A 20,397-nucleotide genomic window follows, 5' to 3' on the forward strand; every position below is an offset into this window, starting at 1 on the left:
GGGCGTTCACAGCCGCGTCAGCAGTGTTTCGATCGCGGCCGCGAAACCTGCCGGGTCGGCGACCATCGACAGGTGGCCGGCTTGCGGAATCGTCGCCGTCGGCGCGCCCGCGAAGTTCTGTTGCGCGACCTGGAGCGAGCCGCCGGACATCGCGTCCTCGGCGCCCCAGACGATGCCGCGCGGCACGCGGATGGCGCGCACTTGCTCGGGGCTCAGGTGCGTCATCGCGTGTGCGGCCATGACGCGCATGGCGTCCTCCGCGTCGCGCGAGCGCAGCGGCCGCATCCACGCGTCGATCAGTCGGTCGGCGTCGGGGCCTTGCAGGCCGCGACACGTCGAACCGCACTGGTCGTCGAAGATCGGGCGCGCGAACACGTTCGTCTGCGTGCCGAGTCGGTAGAGAGTCGTGACGTACGGCAGGCGCGAGACGACGCCCGTCCACGCACCAGAGTCGGCCGATCGTCCCTCGAAGGCCATGGCGTCGCCGTCGGCGAAGATGACACCGCCGATGGCGCCCGGGGCATCCAGCGCCGCGCGCCCGACGACGGCCGCGCCCAGCGAGTGCCCGACGATCACCGGCCGATCGATGTGCAACGCCTCGATCAGACCCGTGACGGCACGCGCCTGATCCTCGATCGAGTAGTGGCCCGTGTACTGCGAGTAGCCCGCCCCGGGCAGGTCGATGGCGTAGACGACGTGGTTCTTCGCGAGCTCCGGCGCCGTGAGCGACCACGCGACCGTCGACTCGGCGAAACCGTGGACGAGCACGATCGGCGTGCCGTGCGAACCCCACACGCGGTAGTGCACGCGCGCGCCGTCGACGACGACGTCGCGCCCGTCGGGCGCCTGCAGCGTCTGCGGCGGCCGCACGAGGGCGTTGAACGTCAACGATGCGATCGTCACGACGAGAAACAGTTTGACGACGACGTGCGCCACCCGGCGCACCAGCCGTCGACCACGCCCTGGAGCGGGCCGGCCGCCAGGGGAGGCGCCGCCGTCGGGCGCACTGGCGGCGGTGCTCATGCGGCTCATTCGGCGCGGCCGTTCGTCGCGTCGTCAGCAGTGCTCGCGCCGGCTGCGCCCGCGACGTCCCCACCGACAGTGCCGGTACCACCGGCAACCTCGCCGGCGCGCATGGTCTCGACATAGGCCGTGATGCGGCGCTCGCCGTACCCCTGCACCCAGATCGCCGCGGAGATGTAGAGGAACAGCAACGTGATGACGATCCACGGCGCCCAGTGACCGCCGAGCCACCAGATGACGACGACGGGGACGAGATACGTCGCGAGTTGCGTCAACCCGCCAAGGATCGCGTGCCAGGTGCCCTGCGGATCGTGCGGCGCCCCCGTTGCGTCGCGTGCCCGCTCTTCGCGGGCCGCAGCCGGTTCGCGACGCACCTGTGCACGCTCAGCGGCCGTCTGCGGGCGGCGTCGCGGTTTCAGCCCGAGGTTCGTCGCGAACGCCTGACGGGTCAACGACTGCGTGCCGACGTGCACGAGAATCATCCCGAGGCACAGGCACGTCAGCGATCCGGGGTGCAGGTGCGCGCTGCAGGCGGCCGTCAGCCACGTCATGGCCGTGCGCTCGGTGTCGAGGGAGTCGACGATCTGCACGACGCTCTCGCCGAGCACGATCATGACGAACAGGCCGATGCGTTCGACCAGGTGCGGGCCGCTGAGGCGCGGCGCGTCCGACTCCTTGCCGTCCGGGCGCAGCAGCAACAGGCTCATCTCGAGGAAGGCGAGGGCGGCGAGCGCCCAGCCGAGCAGGTGCTCGGGCACGAGCGGGGTGAGCAGCCACAGGGAGCTGACGCCCGGGCCCACAGCAGCGGACGCATGGCGCCGGCGCCGCGTCGTCCGCTCCACCACAGCGGCCACACGGCCGTGCGCGCGATGACGTAGCCGACGGCGAACAGCCACGGATGGCCGTCGATGAGGGGTTCGACCCCGAGTGCGAGCACGCCGACGCCGGCCACCGAGGCGAACATGAGCGGGCGTCCGCGTGGGCCGATGCCGCCGCGCACGTTCGTCAGCGCCGTCACGTTGAACCATGCGAACCACACGAGCATCGTGAGCCCGATCGTCGCGGCGATGCACCCGCGACCCGGGTCGCCGTGCAGCAGGTGGGTGAGGCGCTCGATGGCGACGACGAAGACGAGGTCGCAGAACAGCTCCAACGACCCGACGCGTTGGTGCCGCACGGTGGTCTCGCCGATCGCCTGTGACATGCACCCAGCATGAAGGCGTACAGGGGAGCGCGACGAATGCACGCAGCGCCTCTGGCGGTGGTGGGCGGTAGAGTCACCTCTATATGCCCCGTCGCCCGCACCGGTTGGGCCGCCGGGGCGGGCCAGACCACCGATCGTCGATCCGCAGGGAGTCACTCGCGTGAGCGCACCCCGTCCCGCAGCCGTCATCGTCCTCGCCGCCGGCGAGGGCACCCGCATGAAGTCCGACATCCCGAAGGTGTTGCACACGATCGGTGGCCGCAGCCTGCTCGGCCACGCCATCGACGCGGCGCGCGGCACGCAGCCGCAGCATCTCGCGGTCGTCGTGCGTCATCAGCGCGACGTCGTCGCCGCGCACATCGAGCAGTTCGAGTCGGGCGCGACGATCGCCGATCAGGACGAGATCAAGGGCACCGGCCGCGCCGCCGAGTGCGCCCTCGACGTCCTGCCGGCCGACCTGAGCGGCACCGTCCTCGTCACCTACGGCGACGTGCCGCTGCTCGCGACGCAGACCCTCGTTGACCTGACGAGCGCGCACGAGGCGGGCGGCAACGCCGTCACCGTGCTGACCGCGGAGGTCGAGAACCCGACCGGCTACGGCCGCATCCTGCGCGACGAATCCGGTTCCGTCGCCGGCATCATCGAGCACAAGGACGCTCTCGCCGCCCGCGAGGCCGGGGACGCGAAGCTCGCGCACGCGCTCGACATCCGTGAGATCAACTCGGGCATCTACGCCTTCGACGCGATCGTGCTGCGTGAGAGCCTCGCGAAGGTGACGACGGACAACGCCCAGGGCGAGAAGTACCTCACCGACGTCCTCGCCCTGGCCCGCGCGGCCGGTGGGCGCGTCGAGGCGCACACGATCACCGACCTGTGGCAGACCGAGGGTGTCAACGACAAGGTGCAGCTCGCCGCGATGGGCCGCGAGCTGAACCGTCGCGTCGTCGCGCAGGCCATGCGTGACGGCGCCATCGTCATCGACCCGGCGACGACGTTCGTCGACGTCGACGTCTCCATCGGCCGCGACACGGTCGTCCAGCCGAACACCCAGCTGCGCGGCGCGACGACGATCGGTGCGCGCTGCGAGATCGGCCCCGACACGACGCTCGTCGACACGGAGGTGGCCGACGACGCGTCCGTCGTGCGCACGCAGGCCAACCTCGCGACGATCGGCGCCGGCGCGAGCGTCGGCCCGTTCAGCTACCTGCGCCCGGGCACCGAACTCGGCGCGAAGGGCAAGATCGGCGGGTTCGTCGAGACGAAGAACGCGCAGATCGGTGACGGCGCCAAGGTGCCGCACCTCACGTACTGCGGCGACGCCGTCATCGGTGAGGGCGCCAACATCGGCGCGGGCACGATCTTCGCCAACTACGACGGCGTCAACAAGCACACGACGCACGTCGGCGCGCACAGTTTCGTCGGATCCGACTCGGTGCTCATCGCGCCTGTCACGATCGCTCCGGGCGCCTACGTCGCCGCCGGCAGCGCCGTCGACGGTGACGTCGAGGCCGGCCAGATGGCCGTCGCACGCGGCCGTCAGCGCAACATCGACGGCTGGGTCGAGCGCCGCCGTGCCGGGACGAAGACGGCGGACGCCGCGCGTGACGTCGCGCACGCCTCGCCTCGGGCCGCCGCCGGTGAAGCGGTGTCCACTAGTGTTGACGAGGAATCCTCCGCAGACGAAGGGATCACGAAGTGAGCCTGTCCATGAAGCGCACCACCGAGAAGAACCTCATGGTCTTCTCCGGGCGGGCCAACACCGAGCTCGCGAAGGCGGTCGCCGAGGGCCTCGGCACGCAGCTCGTGCCGATGCAGGCGTACGACTTCGCGAACTCCGAGACGTACGTGCGTTACGACGAGTCCGTGCGCGGCTGCGACGCGTTCGTCATCCAGAGCCACACCGCTCCCGTGAACCAGTGGATCATGGAGCAGCTCATCATGGTCGACGCGCTCAAGCGCGCCTCCGCGAAGCGCATCACCGTCGTCGCGCCGTTCTACGGCTACGCCCGTCAGGACAAGAAGTCGCGCGGTCGCGAGCCGATCTCGGCGCGCCTGGTCGCGGACATGTTCAAGACGGCCGGCGCGAACCGCCTCATGGCCGTCGACCTGCACACCGACCAGATCCAGGGTTTCTTCGACGGCCCCGTCGACCACCTGCAGGCGCTGCCCGTCATCACCGACTACGTCGCGAAGAAGTACGGCGATGAGAACCTCGCCGTCGTCTCGCCGGACGCAGGCCGTATCAAGGTCGCCGAGGCGTGGAGCAGACGCCTCAGCGGCGCGCCGCTGGCGTTCATCCACAAGACGCGTGACGTCACGCGCCCCAACCAGTCGGTTGCGAACCGCGTCGTCGGCTCCGTCGAGGGCCGCACGTGCCTGCTCGTCGACGACATGATCGACTCCGGCGGCACGATCTGCCACGCCGCCGATGCGTTGATGAACGCGGGCGCGGCGTCCGTCGTCATCGCTTCGACGCACGCGATCTTCTCCGACCCAGCGGTCGAGCGGCTCGCGAACTCGGTGGCGCGCGAGGTCATCGTCACCGACACGCTGCCGATCACGGACGAGAAGAAGTTCGACAAGCTGACGGTGCTGTCGATCGCACCGCTGCTGTCGCAGGCGATCCGCGAGGTCTTCGAGGACGGCTCCGTGACGAGCATGTTCGACGAGATGGAGTGATCTCACCCTGACGAACGCGGCGCCGCGCATCCCACCCGGGGTGCGCGGTGCTGCGCGTTCACGCCGTTTCGTGTTCGCGCGCCGCCCCGCTAGAATGTTCCGGTTGCCTCGGCGAGGGACGAGACGGGCGCGCGCAGCGAGCCCCGAGCGTCCGTGATCGACGCGGTGGCGCTCGTCTGCGAGATCCCGCGGCCCCCGGCCGCCCGCGCCGACCTGCGTCGACGCGCCCGCATCGTGTCCGCGCGTCACGTCCCGACGAGGCCACCGACCATTCCGGCGGCATGCGTCGTCGGTCCTGACGCACCGAAGGGCACCACCATGGCTGCTGACCAGATCGTTCTCGAAGCTCAGCTTCGCACCGAGTTCGGCAAGGGCGCCGCGCGCCGCATCCGCCGCAACGACATGATCCCCGCCGTCCTATACGGGCACGGCGAGACGCCGGTTCACCTCGAACTGCCCGGCCACGACACGATGATGGCCGTCAAGAACCCGAATGCGCTGCTCACGATCCGTTTTGACGGCAAGGAGGAGCTCGCGCTCGCCCGCGACGTCCAGCGCGAGGTCATCCGTCGTTTCATCGAGCACGTCGACCTCGTCATCGTCAAGAAGGGCGAGAAGGTCGAGGTCGACGTTCCGGTCCACGCCGAGGGTGAGGCCGCTGCCGAGACCGTCGTCACGACTGAGAACGGCATGCTGACGGTCCTCACGCCCGCCACGGACATCCCCGAGGCGTTCACCGTCTCCGTCGAGGGCGCCGAGGCCGGCACGCAGATCCTCGCCAAGGACGTCACGCTGCCGTCCGGTGTCGAGCTCGTCTCCGACGAGGAGATGCTCGTCATCAACGTCACCGAGCAGATCTCCGCCGAGGCCCTCGATGCCGAGCTCGCCGAGGCCGAGGCCGAGGCCGGCATCGAGCACGAGGAGTCCGACCAGGAGACCGAGGGCGACGACGCTGCCGAGGCTCCCGCCGAGGGCGACGCCGCTGGCTCCGAAGACTCCGAGTGATCCGCCGCCCGCCTCCACGCGGGCATCGGATCTTCACGACGACGGGCCGCCGCTCACCGATCCTGGTGAGCGGCAGCCCGTCGTTCGCGTTCCGTCGCGGCGCGGTCGTCGGCTCGATCGCTGGCCCGATCGCGGATGAGGGCGCGCGTTTCGTCAACGTGCCCAGCGTGCGCCCATGCGCGATCCGGCATACTTGGGCCTCGTGGATGAGGCGCGCACGCAACCCTGGCTGGTGGTCGGGCTCGGCAACCCCGGGCCCCGGTACGCCGGCAACCGGCACAACGTGGGCGCGATGGTCGTCGAGCGCATGGCCGCTGACGCCGGCGTCGCCCTGCGCGCGCACAAGGCGCGCGCCGCGGCAGCAGAGATTCGGTTGGGGACGCTGCCGGGCGGGCTGCCCGGCCCGAAGGTCGTCCTCGCCGTGCCGAGCACGTACATGAACGAATCGGGCGGGCCCGTCAGCGCGCTCATGAAGTTCTTCAAGATCCCCGCCGAGCGCCTCGTCGTCATCCACGACGAACTCGACATCGACTTCGGCGCGGTGCGCCTGAAGTTCGGTGGCGGCGAGGGCGGCCACAACGGGCTGCGCTCGATCAGCAAGAGCATCGGCACGAAGGACTACCTGCGCGTCCGCCTCGGCATCGGGCGCCCGCCCGGACGCATGGAGGTGAGCGACTTCGTACTCAAGGACTTCTCCGCGACCGAGCGACGCGAACTCGACTTCCTCATCCCCTCGGGCGCGGAGGCGGTCGAACTGCTCGTCCACCGCGGTCTCGACGACGCACAGAACCTCGTGCATGCCCGCTGAGGGCGTGAGCCGCCGGCTCGCGCTGCACACCTGGCTCGCGACCGCGGTGGTCGCGCTCGCCGGCGTGCTCTTCGTCGTCGTCGCGCCCGGTGTGGGCGACATGTGGGCGGCGCTCGCGCGCGCTCAGGCGGCGCGGGACGGCGTGGGCCTCGGCTACTGGTTCAGCTGGTACAGCGGCGCCCACCCTCCGGGCGGATACTCCGTCCTCGTGCCCTGGCTGTCGGCCGCCCTCGGTGCCCACGCCGTCGTCGCGCTCGCGGCCACGGCTATCCCATGGGCTGTGGCACTCACCGTCACGCAGGTGCGGCGCCCGATCGTGGCCGTGTGGGTCGCGACGCTGAGCGCCGTGATGACGCTCGGCGCCGGCCGCACGACGTTCCTCGTCGGTGCCGTCATCGCCCTCGGGGCGCTTGATGCCGCCATCCGCGACCGTCGCTGGACGGCGTCGCTGCTCGTCATCCTCAGCGGCCTCGCCTCACCCGTGGCAGTGGCGTTCGTGCTCGTCGGATTCGGGGCGGGGCTGCTCGTCCGTCGGATCTCGCTCGTTCCCATCCTGGTCGGCATCGCCTTCATGGGCGTCTCGTCGCTCGTGTGGGGTAGCAGTGGGCCAGAGGGGTATGGCTGGGGCAGAGCGCTCACCTCCCTCGTCCTTCTCGGCTTGTTCCTGCTCGCCAAGCCTGCGAAACCGGTCGTCCTCGCCATCGCCATCGCCGCCGTCGCGGTGCTCGTGTTCTCCGCCGTCCCCAACGCGCTCGGCTCCAACCTCGCGCGCCTCGTCTTCGCGGTGCTGCCCGTCGCCGTCGCCGCGACGGCCCGCCGCAGCAACCGGATGACGGCGTGCGCCGTGCTGCCGGCCCTGGTCTGGTCGGGGTACTTCACCGCCCACGATCTCGCGGACGCCCGCGCATCGGCGTCGTCGGTGACGGTGTACCGGCCCCTGTCGGACGCGCTCCAGGCGTTGCCCGGCATCGAGAACAGCCGCATCGAGGTCGTCGCCGACGGCACGCACACCTCGGCGTTCGTCCTGGCAGAGGATTTCTGGTTGGCGCGCGGGTACGAGACGCAGGCCGACCGCAGCCTCTCCGACGCGTTCGTCGACCGCGAGGCGCACATCTCCGACGCGGAACTCACCGGGTGGCTGCAGGATTCGGCGGTGCGCTACGTCGCTCTCAACCGCCATCCGGTGAAGAAGACGGGGCAGTGGCGCACCGTCGCCGCGACGCCCCCGGGCTGGCACGAGGTATGGTCGAACGACCAGTGGCGCGTGTTCGAGGTGCCGGACGCCAAGCCGCTCGTCACCGACGGCGCCACGATCACGGACAAGACCTCCTCCCACCTCATCCTGCGGGTCGAACCCTCACGCGACGTCATCGTACGAACGCGCTGGTCGTCGTTCCTGCACGCCCGGGTCATCGAGGAGCGCGGCCCCAGCGACCAGCGAGCCGGGCGGGATGACGCGCCGCGCGTCGTCCTCGAACCGACGCCCGACGGGTGGACGCGCGTGCGTCTCGACGGCTCGTCGACGGCGCGTGACGTGGAATTGTTCGGACGGCCGTGACTGCCCCCGGCGTATCCCTCCATCGTTCGTGCCCCGCAGGGTGATGAGGGGGTGAATGCCCGGAATTCCGGGGTTGTCGCCGCCCCGTTCTAGACTTCACGCGTCGCCCGCCGACGAAGCCGTCGCCCCTTCCGGGCGCGCGCGGCGCCTGCGTGCGTCGTCACCGATTCGACGAAGGAGCCCGCATGCCCGAGGCCGCACACCTGCCGCTCGCGCCCCTGCTGACGCGCGTGTGCGCCGACGAATCCGTCAAGCGGCTGCTCGCGCTGGCCGCGGACGAGTCGCTCGTCGACATCGCGGCCGCGGCCGGTCTGCGCGCTCCTCTCGTGGCGGCTCTGCTGCAGACTGGCGGCGACGTGGCGGGGCCGATGCTCGTCGTCACCGCGACGGGGCGCGAGGCCGACGACATGGCGACGGCCCTGCGCAACTTCGTCGACTACGACGACGTCGCCGAGTTTCCGTCGTGGGAGACGCTGCCGCACGAGCGCATGTCGCCGCGTTCCGACACGGTCGGGCGGCGTCTCGCCGTGCTGCGCCGCCTCAGGCACCCGGAAGCGGGCGGGACGTACGGGCCCGTCCGCGTCGTCGTCGCGTCGGTGCGCGCCCTCATGCAGCCCATGGCGAAGGGCCTCGGCGACCTCGAACCCGTGAGCCTCGCCGCCGGTGACGAGCGCCCGCTCGAGGACATCGTGGAAGCCCTCGTCGCCGCGGCCTACACGCGCGTCGACATGGTCGAGCGCCGCGGCGAGTTCGCCGTGCGCGGTGGCATCCTCGACGTGTTCCCGCCCACCGAGGATCACCCGGTGCGCCTGGAGTTCTGGGGCGACACCGTCGAGGAGATCCGCTGGTTCAAGGTGGCCGACCAGCGTTCGCTCGAGGTCAACCCGCACGGGCTGTGGGCCCCGCCGTGCCGCGAACTGCTGCTCACCCCCGAGGTCCGTGAGCGCGCGGCTGAGCTCGCGCCGAGCCTGCTGGGCGTCGCCGACATGTTGACGAAGGTCAGCGAGGGCATCGCCGTCGAGGGCATGGAGTCGCTCATGCCGGCGCTGCTGCCGGCCGGCATGGAGACGCTCATCGACGTGCTGCCGGATGCTGCGCGCGTCGTTCTCGTCGACCCCGAGCGCGTCCGCACCCGCGCGCACGACCTCGTCTCGACGTCGCAGGAGTTCCTCGAGGCGAGCTGGACCAATGCGGCCGCCGGCAACGCCGTCCCCGTCGACCTACGAGGCGTGCTCGACGGCGCGTCGTACCGCAGCCTTCTCGAACTGCGTGAGCATGCGCTCGCGACCGCTCACCCCTGGTGGTCGTTCAGCTCGTTCGCGGCCGACGACGAGTTGCACGAGTTCCTCGAGGACGACCTGCCGGGTACCCGCGTCACGATCGACTCGCAGGACGTGCCGAACTACCGCGGCGACACCGAGCGCGCGTCCGCCGAGGTCGCGGCTCACGTCGCGGCCGGGCGCAGCGTCGCCGTCGTGACGGACGGCCCGGGCTTCGCCAAGCGCGTCACCCAGGTGTTCGCCGAGCACGACCTCGCCGCGCGCCCGATGACGCAGGTCGCCCCCGGTGTCGAGGTCGCGACGGGTTCGCTCGGCCGCGGCTTCGAGATGCCCGCTGCGGGGCTCGTCGTCCTCACCGAGGCCGACCTCACCGGCTCGGCGGGAACGGCGAGCACGAAGGACATGCGACGCATGCCGTCGCGCCGCCGCAACGTCGTCGACCCGCTGCAGCTCAAGCCGGGCGATCACGTCGTCCACGAACAGCACGGTGTCGGCCGGTTCGTCGAGATGATGCAGCGTACCGTCGGCGGCGCGACGCGCGAATATCTCGTCCTCGAGTACGCGGCGAGCAAGCGCGGTCAGCCCGGCGACCGGCTGTTCGTGCCCACCGACCAGCTCGACCAGGTGACGCGCTACGTCGGCGGCGAGATGCCGACGCTGTCGAAGATGGGCGGCTCGGACTGGGCGGCGACCAAGTCGAAAGCCCGCCGTCATGTCAAGCAGATCGCCGGCGAGCTCATCCGCCTGTACTCGGCTCGACAGGCGACGCCGGGTCACGCGTTCGCGCCCGACACGCCGTGGCAGCGCGAGCTGGAGGACGCCTTCGCGTACGTCGAGACGCCCGATCAGCTCTCGAGCATCGAAGAGGTCAAGGCCGACATGGAGAAGACGGTGCCCATGGACCGTCTCGTCTGTGGTGACGTGGGCTACGGCAAGACCGAGATCGCGGTGCGCGCGGCGTTCAAGGCGGTGCAGGATTCCAAGCAGGTCGCGGTCCTCGTGCCGACGACGCTGCTCGTCAAGCAGCACTATCAGACGTTCGCCGAGCGTTACGCGGGCTTCCCCGTCAAGCTCGCGTCGCTGTCGCGTTTTCAGAGCGACAAGGAGGCGCGCGAGGTTCTCGCGGGGCTCAAGGACGGCTCGATCGACCTCGTCATCGGAACGCACCGGTTGCTGAGCAAGGAGATCGAGTTCAAGGATCTCGGGCTCGTCATCGTCGACGAGGAGCAGCGCTTCGGCGTCGAGCACAAGGAACAGCTCAAGCAGATGCGCACGGCCGTCGACGTGCTTGCGATGTCGGCGACGCCGATCCCGCGCACGCTCGAGATGGCTGTCACCGGTATCCGCGAGATGTCGACGCTCGCGACGCCGCCGGAGGAGCGTCACCCCGTCCTGACGTTCGTCGGGGCGTACGACGAGAAGCAGCTGACGGCGGCCATCCGACGCGAGCTGATGCGTGAAGGTCAGGTGTTCTACGTCCACAACAAGGTCGGCAGCATCGAGAAGCAGGCTGCGCGAATCCGCGAACTCGTGCCCGAGGCGCGGGTCGCGACGGCGCACGGCAAGATGGGGGAGGCGCGCCTGGAGGAGGTGGTCGTCGACTTCTGGGAGCGCAAGTTCGACGTGCTCGTCTCGACGACGATCGTCGAGACGGGTCTCGACATCGCCAACGCGAACACCCTCATCGTCGAGCGCGCCGACCAGCTCGGCCTCAGCCAGCTGCACCAGCTGCGCGGACGCGTGGGGCGCGGTCGCGAGCGCGCGTACGCCTACTTCATGTTCCCGGCCGAGAAGCCGCTGACCGAGACGGCGCACGACCGGTTGCAGACGATCGCGAGCAACACCGACCTCGGCGCAGGCATGCAGATCGCGATGAAGGATCTGGAGATCCGCGGTGCCGGCAACCTGCTCGGCGGCGAGCAGTCCGGCCACATCGCGGGGGTTGGGTTCGACCTGTACGTCCGCATGGTCGGTGAGGCCGTCGCCGACTACCGCGGCGACGACACCTCGTCGATGCCGGTCGAGATCAAGATCGAGCTGCCCGTCGACGCCCACCTGCCGCACGAGTACGTGCCGGGGGAGCGGCTGCGCCTCGAGGCGTACAAGAAGCTCGCGAGTGTGGAGAACGAAGCGGCCCTCGACGAGATCATCGCCGAGCTGAAGGACCGCTACGGCGAGCCGCCCGCACCTGTGCTCAACCTGTTCGACGTGGCCCGGCTGCGCACCATCGCGCGGCAAGCGGGCATCAGCGACATCGGGGTGCAGGGCAAGTACGTCCGTTTCGGCCCGGTCACCGAGTTGCGCGAGTCGCAGCAGATGCGCCTCGAGCGCCTCTTCCCGGGCACGCTCGTCAAGACCAACCAGGAGCGGTTGCTCGTGCCCATGCCGATGACGAAGCCCGTCGCCGGCAAGCCGCTTCGCGACCAGGCGATCCTGCAGTGGGCAGCGCAGCTCGTCCAGGCCGTGCTGCTCGACGACATCGCCGCCGCCGCGGCGGCGCAGGAGATGGCGCGCGCGGGCGGAGCGCGACGATGAGCGGCAGCATCGCCCTGCTCGTCGTCAGCCCGCGGGTGCCCGCCGGGCTGATGACGCGCGACGCCTGGCGGCGGCTCGAAAGCGCTGACGCCGTCCTGGGCCGCGCGGGTGACGAACCGCTCGTCGAGGTCACGCGCGACGAGGGCTTCGACGTCGAGATCCGTGACGAGCCCCCGGCCGCCACGGCACATGCCCTCGTCGCGGCGGGGGTCGCCGGGCGTCACGTCGTCTGGCTAGGTTCGGCGGACGCCGATCCCGGTCTCACCGACGCGCTCGCCGGCGAGCTGACGCGTCTCGACGACCCGCCGCCCGTCGAGGTCGTCGTCGGGTCGTGGGACGCCCCCGGTTCGCGCCTGCTCGACGCCGTCGCCGTCATGGACACGTTGCGCTCGCCCGGCGGCTGCCCGTGGGATGCCCAGCAGACGCACGCGAGCCTCGCTCCGTACCTCGTCGAGGAGGCGTTCGAGGTCACCGAGGCCATCGCCGAGGCGAGCGGCGAGCACCTGCGGGAGGAGCTCGGCGACGTGCTGCTCCAGGTGCTCTTCCACGCCCGCGTGGCCGCGGAGCGCGAGGAGGACGGCTTCGACGTCGACGACGTCGCGGCGACGCTCGTCGAGAAGCTGGTCAGGCGTCACCCGCACGTCTTCGCCGACGGTGCCGCCTCGAACCCCGAGGAGGTCGAGGCCGAATGGGCGAGGATCAAGGCGGCCGAGGAGCCGGAGCGTGACGCGAACGATCCGCTGGCAGGTATCCCGGCCGGGCTGCCGCCGCTCGAGCGGGCCGTCAAGGTCGTCGGGCGGTTGACGAAGGCGGGGCAGGCCGAACGCGTCGAGGCCCTCGCCGCCGAGGATTCCATCGGGGCGGCGCTGCTCGACCTCGTCGTGCAGGCCCGTGGCCTCGGAGTCGACCCGAGCGTCGCGCTCTCCGCCACGCTGTCGCGCCTGCACGCCGCGCCCCTCGGTGATCACCTCGGGGGCATCGACCACGCTGATCACGCCGAGCCCCACCCCGCCCCGCCGGACGCCGACCTGCCGCGAGGCGGCGGGTGACGCGCGTCCCGTTCTCGACAGACCCCACGTTCCTACCCGGCAGTACCCCAGCGGTTCGTTAGGCTCGACACTGACGCGGGTGATCAGACCCGCTGCCCGAATCAACCACGTGTATCGGAGAGTTCTGTGGCAACCATTGAAGGCATCGGCGCTCGCGAGATCCTTGACTCGCGCGGCAACCCCACGGTCGAGGCCGTCGTGCTCCTCGACGACGGCACCAACGAGAGCGCGGCTGTCCCGTCGGGTGCCTCGACGGGCGCCTTCGAGGCGGTCGAGCGTCGTGACGGCGACAAGAAGCGCTACGGCGGCAAGGGTGTCGAGGACGCCGTCGACGCCGTCATCGAGCAGATCGCGCCGCACCTCGTCGGTTTCGACGCGGATGAGCAGCGCCTCATCGACGCCGAGATGATCGAGCTCGACGGCACGGACAACAAGGGCAAGCTCGGCGCGAACGCCATCCTCGGCGTCTCGCTGGCCGTGGCCAAGGCGGCCGCGAAGTCTGCGGGTCTGCCGTTGTACCGCTACGTTGGTGGCCCCAACGCGCACGTGCTGCCGGTGCCGATGATGAACATCCTCAACGGTGGTTCGCACGCGGACACGAACGTCGACATCCAGGAGTTCATGATCGCGCCGATCGGTGCGGAGAGCTTCAAGGAGGCCCTGCGCATGGGCACGGAGGTTTACCACGCGCTCAAGGCCGTCCTCAAGGACAAGGGTCTCGCGACGGGCCTCGGCGACGAGGGTGGCTTCGCCCCGAACCTCGAGTCGAACCGTGCGGCGCTCGACCTCATCCTCGAAGCCGTCGAGAAGGCCGGGTACAAGCCGGGCGAGCAGATCGCGCTGGCGCTCGACGTCGCGGCGTCCGAGTTCTACGACGGCGGCACGTACACGTTCGAGGGGCAGAAGCGCGACGCGGAGTGGATGACGAACTACTACGCCGAACTCGTCGAGGCGTACCCGCTCGTCTCCATCGAGGACCCGCTCAACGAGGACGACTGGGACGGCTGGGCGCACATCACCGACAAGCTCGGTGACGCCGTGCAGCTCGTCGGTGACGACCTGTTCGTCACCAACCCCGAGCGTCTGCAGAAGGGCATCGACAACGCGGCCGGCAACGCGCTGCTCGTCAAGGTCAACCAGATCGGTTCGCTGACGGAGACGCTCGACGCCGTCACCCTCGCCCAGACGAACGGTTACCGCTGCATGATGTCGCACCGTTCCGGTGAGACGGAGGACACGACGATCGCCGACCTCGCCGTGGCGACGAACTGCGGCCAGATCAAGACGGGTGCCCCGGCGCGCTCGGAGCGCGTGGCGAAGTACAACCAGCTGCTGCGCATCGAGGAGGACCTCGACGACGCGGCGGTCTACGCCGGTCGCAAGGCCTTCCCGCGCTTCTCGAACAACTGAGCGGCGTCTTGGCGAATCGCAGTTTCCCCACCTCCCGCTCCGGTGATGACACCGGGGCGGGGGGTTCGCGCGCCCGCACCGGCTCGCGTCCCGCCGGCCGCGATCGTTCCCGCCCACGCGGCTCGAGTCCGCGTGGCTCGACACGTCCGACGCTGCGTCAGCAGCTCGACGAGGCGCCGGTGGCGCGTCGTCGAGCCGACCCGGGCACGGTTCGCCGTTTCATCACGATGAGCGCTCTGCTCGCCGTCATGCTCGTCGTCCTCACGCCCACGCTGCGTAGCTATCTGCAGCAGCGCAGCGAGATCGCGGAATTGAAGCGGGAGAAGGTCGCCGGTCAGCAGCGCGTCGACGCGCTGACCGCCGAGCGCAAACGCTGGGACGACCCGGCGTACGTGAAGCAGCAGGCGCAGGAGCGGCTCGGGTACGCGATGCCGGGCAAGTCGATCACGGTGTACGTGGACGATGCCGGCACGACGCACGCGACGACGCCGCGCAACGGTGTGGCAGATGCCACGGGTCTGTCATCGCACCCGTGGTACGGGCAGATCTGGGGTTCGATCTCGACCCCGGCGGAGGGCGAGAAGTGAGCACGACGGACATGAACGAACACTCGGGCGTCAGCCCGCAGGACGTTGCGGCGATCGAGAAGCAGCTCGGACGGGTGCCGCGCGGTGCGGTCGAGGTGTCGGCGCGTTGTGCGTGCGGGTGTCCGACGGTGGTGCGCACGCTGCCGCGCCTGCCGGACGGCACTCCGTTCCCGACGTCGTTCTACGCGACGTGCCCCCGCCTGACGGGTGCCATCTCGACGCTCGAGTCGCAGGGTGTCATGAAGGAGATGAGCGAGCGTCTCGAAGCCGACGCCGACCTTGCGGCCGCCTACCGCGCCGCCCACGAGGATTATCTGAGGCGCCGCGGCGAGCTCGGCGACGTGCCGGAGATCGACGGCATCTCCGCCGGCGGCATGCCGACGCGCGTCAAGTGCCTGCACGTGCTGGTCGCGCACTCGCTGTCGGTGGGCCCCGGCATCAACCCGCTCGGTGACGAAGCGCTGGCGTTGCTCGGCGATGCGTGGTGGAAGAACGGTTGTTGCGGTGCGGGAGACGAAGGAGACGATGACGATGAGTGAGCGTCGGGTCGCGGCGATCGACTGCGGGACCAACTCGATCAGGTTGCTCGTGGCGGCCGACGGCGGGTCGGGGCTCACCTACCTGGCGCGGCGCAGCGAGATCGTGCGCCTCGGCCAGGGCATCGACGTCTCGGGCCGCATCGCCGACGCCGCGATGCAGCGCACCCTGCTCGTCACGCGCGAGTACGCCCAGCTGTGTCGGGAGTACGACGTCGACGCCGTCCGCTTCGTCGCGACCTCGGCCTCCCGCGACGCCGCCAACGCGGATGAATTCACCGACGGCGTGCGACGCGCGTTCGCCGCGTTCGGGGACGACGTCGTCCCCGAGGTCGTCTCCGGGCTGGAGGAGGCGGCGCTCAGTTTCGCCGGCGCGACGGCAGGCCTCGGTGCCGAGGCGCGCGCGCCGTATCTCGTCGTCGATCTCGGCGGCGGGTCGACGGAGCTGGTGCGCGGCTCGCAGGATGTCGAGCAGTCGATCTCCCTCGACATCGGCTCCGTGCGCCTGAGTGAGCGTCACCTGCGCAGCGATCCGCCGACGCAGGCCGAGATCGACGCTGCCCTCGTCGATATCGATGCCGCCCTCGACGAGGCGGAGGCCGCCGTCGACCTGTCACAGGTCGCGACGCTCGTCGGCCTCGCCGGTTCGATCACGACGGTGACGGCGCACGCGCTGGGGCTGTCTGCGTACGACTCGTCGCGCATCCACGGTGCGTGCCTCACGAGCGAGCAGGTGATCGGCTCGTGCGACGCCGTCCTGGGTGCGACGCGCGCCGAGCGCGGCGCGATGGGGTTCATGCATCCGGGTCGTGTCGACGTCATCGGCGCGGGTGCGCTGATCTGGCGCACGATTGTCGAACGCGTGCGCGAGCGCGCGGGCGTCACCATGTGCGTGACGAGCGAGTCGGACATTCTCGACGGCATCGCGATGAGCATGCTTTGAGTCGGAGCGCATGACGCGGAGGCGCCCCGGGGAACACCGTGTTCTGCCGGGGCGTTGTCGTGGGTGAACGAAGTCATGTCGTCCGCAAGGGCGTCATGACCCTGTCGTTAGGATGAGGTGCCCTCGTAGCCCAACGGCAGAGGCAGGCGACTTAAAATCGCTTCAGTGCGGGTTCGAATCCCGTCGAGGGCACCACGTCACGTCCTTGAGGAGGGGCCCCATGGCCGGTAATCCGGTGTTCAGCAAGTTCGAGCGTGACATGCGTTCAGGTCAGGCCGCAGGCTTTCAGGCGGGTGGGCAGCAGCAGGGGTACGGCTTCCCGCAGCAGCCGGCGTCCGGGCCCATGTACAACCCGACGTTCGGTGCGCCACAGGTGCAGCCGGAGCGGATGACGCTCGATGACGTCGTGACGAAGTCACTCAACCTCTTCGGGCTGCTGCTCGTCGTGGCGGCGGGCACGTTCGTCTTCGCGGATCGGGCGATCGACTCGCAGACGAGTTCGACGGCCCTCGGCCTGTGGGCCGGCGGTGGCATCGTCGCCTTCGTGCTGTCGCTCGTCATCGCGTTCCGCAAGACGATCTCGGTTCCGCTGATCCTCGCCTACACGGTGTTCGAGGGGTTGTTCCTCGGCGCCGCCAGCGCGTTCTTCAACTCGGCCTACCCCGGGGTGGTCGGGCAGGCGATCCTCGCGACGCTGTGTGTCTTCGGCGGGATGTTGCTGGGGTACAAGACCGGCGTCATCCGCGTGACGGCTCGCTCCCGTCGCATCTTCGCGGGCATGCTCATCGGGTACCTGCTGTTCGCCCTCGTCAACTTCGTTCTCGTCCTGACGGGGCTGCAGAGCGGCTTCGGCATCGGCGGCAGTGGCGCCCTCGGCATCGGCATCTCCCTGTTCGCGGTGGCACTTGCCTCGTACTCGCTCGCGATCGACTTCGACTCGATCCAGCAGGGCGTCAATGCGGGCGTTCCGCGCCAGACGTCGTGGCTCATGGCGTACGGCCTGATGGTGAGCGTGGTGTGGCTCTACGTCGAGATGCTGCGTCTCATCGCCCGCTTCCGCGACTGACGATGACGGCGATTCTTCCTGGCGCCGGCGACCCGCTCGAGGATGAACTCGGGCGGGTCGTCCGCACGTTGCGGGCGCTGCCCCCGGGCGCGCCGCCCGACCATGCAGCCTGCGCGTTCGCCCGGTTCGTTCGCATGGCCGCGGGGGAGGACGAGGAGTCGGAACGGCTGGCGGCGCGCACGGCGCAGTTCGACGGCGCGTGGGCTGCCGCGGTCATCGCGACGCTCGTCCGCGACGTGGTGAACCCCGCGACAATGGCTGACGGCTCCTCCGGCGCATCCGACGAGCAGCGCCTGGCACTGGCAGATGAGCTCCGTCGGCTGAGACGCGAACTCGACGGCCGTGGGTGCTGCCCCGGGGGCCCTCGCAGGAGTCGCAGGGGGCACGTGTGGTGACTCGACGCCATTACGCTGACGATCACAGGGCGTCGCACGGGCGTGGCGCCCCGCCGCGTTGATCTCAGGAGCTCCGTATGACCTCGCGGATGAACCCCTATATCCAGTTCCGCGACACCGCGAAGGACGCACTCGAGTTCTACGCCCGGGTCTTCGGTGGCGAACTGACGATCTCGATGTTCGGTGACATGGGAGTCGAGGGCGCCGAGGCGGGCAAGGTCATGCACGGCATGCTGACGACGCCGTCCGGTTTCACGCTCATGGCCTCGGACACGCCGGAGCAGATGGAGCACACGCCCGGTGGCAACATCACGATCTCGCTCTCCGGCGACGACGCCGACGACCTGCGCGGATGGCTCGCAGCGCTCTCTGAAGGCGCCGACGTGACGCTGCCGCTCGCCGTCCAAATGTGGGGGGACGAGTTCGCAATGCTGACCGACAGCTTCGGCACGAACTGGATGATCAACATCGCGACGTCGCAGGCCCGTCCGTAGGCCTGAACCCGGGCTGGGCATGGCCGGCACACCCTACGAGATCGATCGCGGCGTTCATCCACCCCGCGGTACAGCCTGCACACGCGCATCCCATGGGAACGTGCGCATGACGACCACCCGCATGCGATGCCTCGGCCGAGCGTCACCACGGGACGAGTGCCACGGCATGACACGAACGGCGGGCCCCAAAGGGCCCGCCGTTCGTGTCATGCGGTGTCTTGATCGCCAGCGCCGCTCGGCCGCGCCGAGCAGCGGGTCGATCAGTTGAGGCGTTCGTAGATGATGGCCATGCCCTGGCCGCCGCCTACGCACATCGTCTCGAGGCCGAACTGGCCGTCGGTGGACTGGAGTCCGTTGAGCAGCGTCGTCGTGATGCGCGCGCCGGTCGAGCCGAAGGGGTGGCCGAGAGCGATGGCGCCGCCGTGAACGTTCAGCTTGTCGAGGTCCATGCCGAGGTCGTGGGCGCTCGGCAACACCTGCGCGGCGAAGGCCTCGTTGATCTCGTACAGGTCGATGTCGCCGATGCTCATTCCGGCGCGAGCGAGGGCCTGCTTGCTGGCCTCGACGGGGCCCATGCCCATGATCTCGGGGGAGAGGCCGCTGACGCCGGTGGAGACGACACGGGCGAGCGGCTTGAGACCGAGCTGCTGGGCCCTGACGTCGCTCATGACGACGAGCGCCGCGGCGCCGTCGTTGAGCGGGCAGCAGTTACCGGCGGTGACGGTGCCCTCCTCGCGGAAGACGGGCTTGAGTCCGGCGACCGAGTCGTACGTGACGCCGGCGCGGGGGCCGTCATCGGTGGAGACGACAGTGCCGTCCGCGAGCGTGACGGGGGCGATCTCGCGGGCGAAGAACCCGTCGGCGATGGCCTTCTCCGCGAAGTTCTGCGAGCGGACGGCCCACTCGTCCTGCTCCTGACGGGAGACGCCGCGGTAGGTGGCGACGTTCTCGGCGGTCTGGCCCATCGCGATGTAGACGTCGGGAAGCTCGCCCGACTCACGGGGGTCGCTCCAGCGTGCGTTCGTCTTGGCCGTCTCGAGGGTTCGGGCCATGGCGTCGGCGAAGCGGGGGTTGAGGTCAGCGTCGTCCGAAGCACCCGCACCGGCAAAGTTCGTGTATTGGGAGACGCACTCGACGCCGGCGGAGATGAAGATGTCGCCCTCGCCGGCCTTGATGGCGTGAGCGGCCATGCGCGTCGTCTGCACGGAGCTGGCGCAGAAGCGGTTGACGGTGGCGCCCGGCACGGTGTCCATCCCGAGCAGGACCGAGACGACGCGAGCCATGTTGTTGCCGTGGCGCCCGGAGGGCTCGGCGCACCCCAGGTACAGATCCTCGACGAGCGAGCGGTCGAGGTCGGGCACCTTGGCGAGGGCGGCCTCGACGACCTGGGCGGCGAGGTCGTCGGGTCGGACATCCTTGAGTGAACCCTTGAACGCGCGCCCGATGGGCGTGCGTGCTGCGGAGACGATGACGGCTTCAGGCATGGGGTGTTCCTTCCGGCTTTGGGCGCGGTCGCCCACGGTTTCCGATGCGAGTCTAGGTGCCACGCCCCCGCCGCGGAGGGGAACGGCCCAAGCGGCTCGGCCGGCCCGATTTGCACGCTCCGAAGAACCTGGGCTAATGTTTACGAAGTCAGCCCGACAGGGCGGGCACCGGAAGCGAAAACCCCGCTTCGATCCATGATCGAAGGTCCGGCAGGTACACGACGGTGCGGCCCGGCTGATGCTTCATCTGGAGCCAAGTGCGCGAGATAACGGCGAGAGCCGGAATTGACGCCCAAGAGCCGGATGGATTACGGTTAAGAAGTTGCCCCGAGCGGGTGGCG

17 protein-coding genes, 1 tRNA gene and 1 pseudogene are annotated in these 20,397 nt (G+C 69.9%); 15 read left to right on the forward strand and 4 right to left on the reverse strand.

Going from position 1 to position 20,397, the window contains the following annotated elements; translation table 11 throughout:
* Positions 1-6 precede the first annotated feature (6 nt).
* Positions 7-1,023 (reverse strand): alpha/beta fold hydrolase, encoded by a 1,017-nt coding sequence (locus tag HMPREF0321_RS15070; RefSeq protein ID WP_175282492.1) that lies wholly within the window; start codon positions 1,021-1,023, stop codon positions 7-9.
* 5 nt (positions 1,024-1,028) lie between these two features.
* Positions 1,029-2,458 (reverse strand): annotated as a pseudogene (locus HMPREF0321_RS17465) (low temperature requirement protein A).
* Between HMPREF0321_RS17465 and glmU the strand changes: the two are divergent.
* The 15 genes from glmU (at position 2,388) to HMPREF0321_RS12130 (ending at position 18,572) form a co-directional block, all read left to right on the forward strand.
* Positions 2,388-3,926: a bifunctional UDP-N-acetylglucosamine diphosphorylase/glucosamine-1-phosphate N-acetyltransferase GlmU gene (gene glmU, locus HMPREF0321_RS12060; protein ID WP_006946788.1), complete on the forward strand. Its 1,539-nt coding sequence runs from the start codon at positions 2,388-2,390 to the stop codon at positions 3,924-3,926. The pseudogene HMPREF0321_RS17465 and the gene glmU sit on opposite strands and share 71 nt — an antisense overlap.
* An 8-nt stretch (positions 3,927-3,934) precedes the next feature.
* Positions 3,935-4,906: a ribose-phosphate diphosphokinase gene (locus HMPREF0321_RS12065; RefSeq protein WP_040015011.1), complete on the forward strand. Its 972-nt coding sequence runs from the start codon at positions 3,935-3,937 to the stop codon at positions 4,904-4,906.
* 318 nt (positions 4,907-5,224) lie between these two features.
* Positions 5,225-5,911: a 50S ribosomal protein L25/general stress protein Ctc gene (locus HMPREF0321_RS12070; RefSeq protein ID WP_040015012.1), complete on the forward strand. Its 687-nt coding sequence runs from the start codon at positions 5,225-5,227 to the stop codon at positions 5,909-5,911.
* Between the two features lie 175 nt (positions 5,912-6,086).
* Positions 6,087-6,719: an aminoacyl-tRNA hydrolase gene (gene pth, locus HMPREF0321_RS12075; RefSeq protein WP_006946776.1), complete on the forward strand. Its 633-nt coding sequence runs from the start codon at positions 6,087-6,089 to the stop codon at positions 6,717-6,719.
* Positions 6,709-8,277, forward strand: coding sequence for a hypothetical protein (locus tag HMPREF0321_RS12080; protein ID WP_040015003.1), 1,569 nt, complete (start codon positions 6,709-6,711; stop codon positions 8,275-8,277). Before pth ends, HMPREF0321_RS12080 begins: the two co-directional genes overlap by 11 nt.
* A gap of 185 nt (positions 8,278-8,462) precedes the next feature.
* A complete protein-coding gene (mfd, locus tag HMPREF0321_RS12085) occupies positions 8,463-12,092 on the forward strand; it encodes a transcription-repair coupling factor (protein ID WP_006946784.1) in 3,630 nt (1,209 codons plus the stop codon).
* Positions 12,089-13,141, forward strand: a complete 1,053-nt coding sequence (locus tag HMPREF0321_RS12090) for a MazG family protein (RefSeq protein ID WP_006946812.1) — start codon at positions 12,089-12,091, stop codon at positions 13,139-13,141. Before mfd ends, HMPREF0321_RS12090 begins: the two co-directional genes overlap by 4 nt.
* 126 nt (positions 13,142-13,267) lie before the next feature.
* The gene (gene eno, locus HMPREF0321_RS12095; protein ID WP_006946760.1) at positions 13,268-14,551 is read left to right on the forward strand and encodes a phosphopyruvate hydratase; all 1,284 of its coding nucleotides are present in this window, start codon (positions 13,268-13,270) and stop codon (positions 14,549-14,551) included.
* Positions 14,552-14,559: 8 nt separating this feature from the next.
* A complete protein-coding gene (locus tag HMPREF0321_RS12100; RefSeq protein ID WP_006946801.1) occupies positions 14,560-15,138 on the forward strand; it encodes a septum formation initiator family protein in 579 nt (192 codons plus the stop codon).
* An 11-nt stretch (positions 15,139-15,149) separates the two neighbouring features.
* The gene (locus tag HMPREF0321_RS12105; protein WP_040015017.1) at positions 15,150-15,677 is read left to right on the forward strand and encodes a DUF501 domain-containing protein; all 528 of its coding nucleotides are present in this window, start codon (positions 15,150-15,152) and stop codon (positions 15,675-15,677) included.
* Positions 15,670-16,617, forward strand: a complete 948-nt coding sequence (locus HMPREF0321_RS12110) for an exopolyphosphatase (protein ID WP_006946770.1) — start codon at positions 15,670-15,672, stop codon at positions 16,615-16,617. Before HMPREF0321_RS12105 ends, HMPREF0321_RS12110 begins: the two co-directional genes overlap by 8 nt.
* A 119-nt stretch (positions 16,618-16,736) precedes the next feature.
* Positions 16,737-16,812 (forward strand) — tRNA-Leu (locus HMPREF0321_RS12115).
* Positions 16,813-16,837: 25 nt separating this feature from the next.
* Positions 16,838-17,683: a Bax inhibitor-1/YccA family protein gene (locus HMPREF0321_RS12120; protein ID WP_006946798.1), complete on the forward strand. Its 846-nt coding sequence runs from the start codon at positions 16,838-16,840 to the stop codon at positions 17,681-17,683.
* A 2-nt stretch (positions 17,684-17,685) separates the two neighbouring features.
* Positions 17,686-18,078, forward strand: a complete 393-nt coding sequence (locus HMPREF0321_RS16575) for a hypothetical protein (protein ID WP_006946778.1) — start codon at positions 17,686-17,688, stop codon at positions 18,076-18,078.
* Between the two features lie 77 nt (positions 18,079-18,155).
* Positions 18,156-18,572, forward strand: a complete 417-nt coding sequence (locus HMPREF0321_RS12130) for a VOC family protein (RefSeq protein WP_006946815.1) — start codon at positions 18,156-18,158, stop codon at positions 18,570-18,572.
* A gap of 260 nt (positions 18,573-18,832) precedes the next feature.
* On the opposite strand, the gene HMPREF0321_RS12135 is transcribed toward HMPREF0321_RS12130, so the two are convergent.
* A complete protein-coding gene (locus HMPREF0321_RS12135; RefSeq protein WP_006946796.1) occupies positions 18,833-20,056 on the reverse strand; it encodes an acetyl-CoA C-acetyltransferase in 1,224 nt (407 codons plus the stop codon).
* A gap of 148 nt (positions 20,057-20,204) precedes the next feature.
* A partial coding sequence (locus tag HMPREF0321_RS16820) for a hypothetical protein (RefSeq protein WP_217490553.1) occupies positions 20,205-20,397 on the reverse strand: 193 nt, incomplete at its 5' end.

It is taken from the genome of Dermacoccus sp. Ellin185 (assembly GCF_000152185.1).
Classification (GTDB): domain Bacteria; phylum Actinomycetota; class Actinomycetes; order Actinomycetales; family Dermatophilaceae; genus Dermacoccus; species Dermacoccus nishinomiyaensis.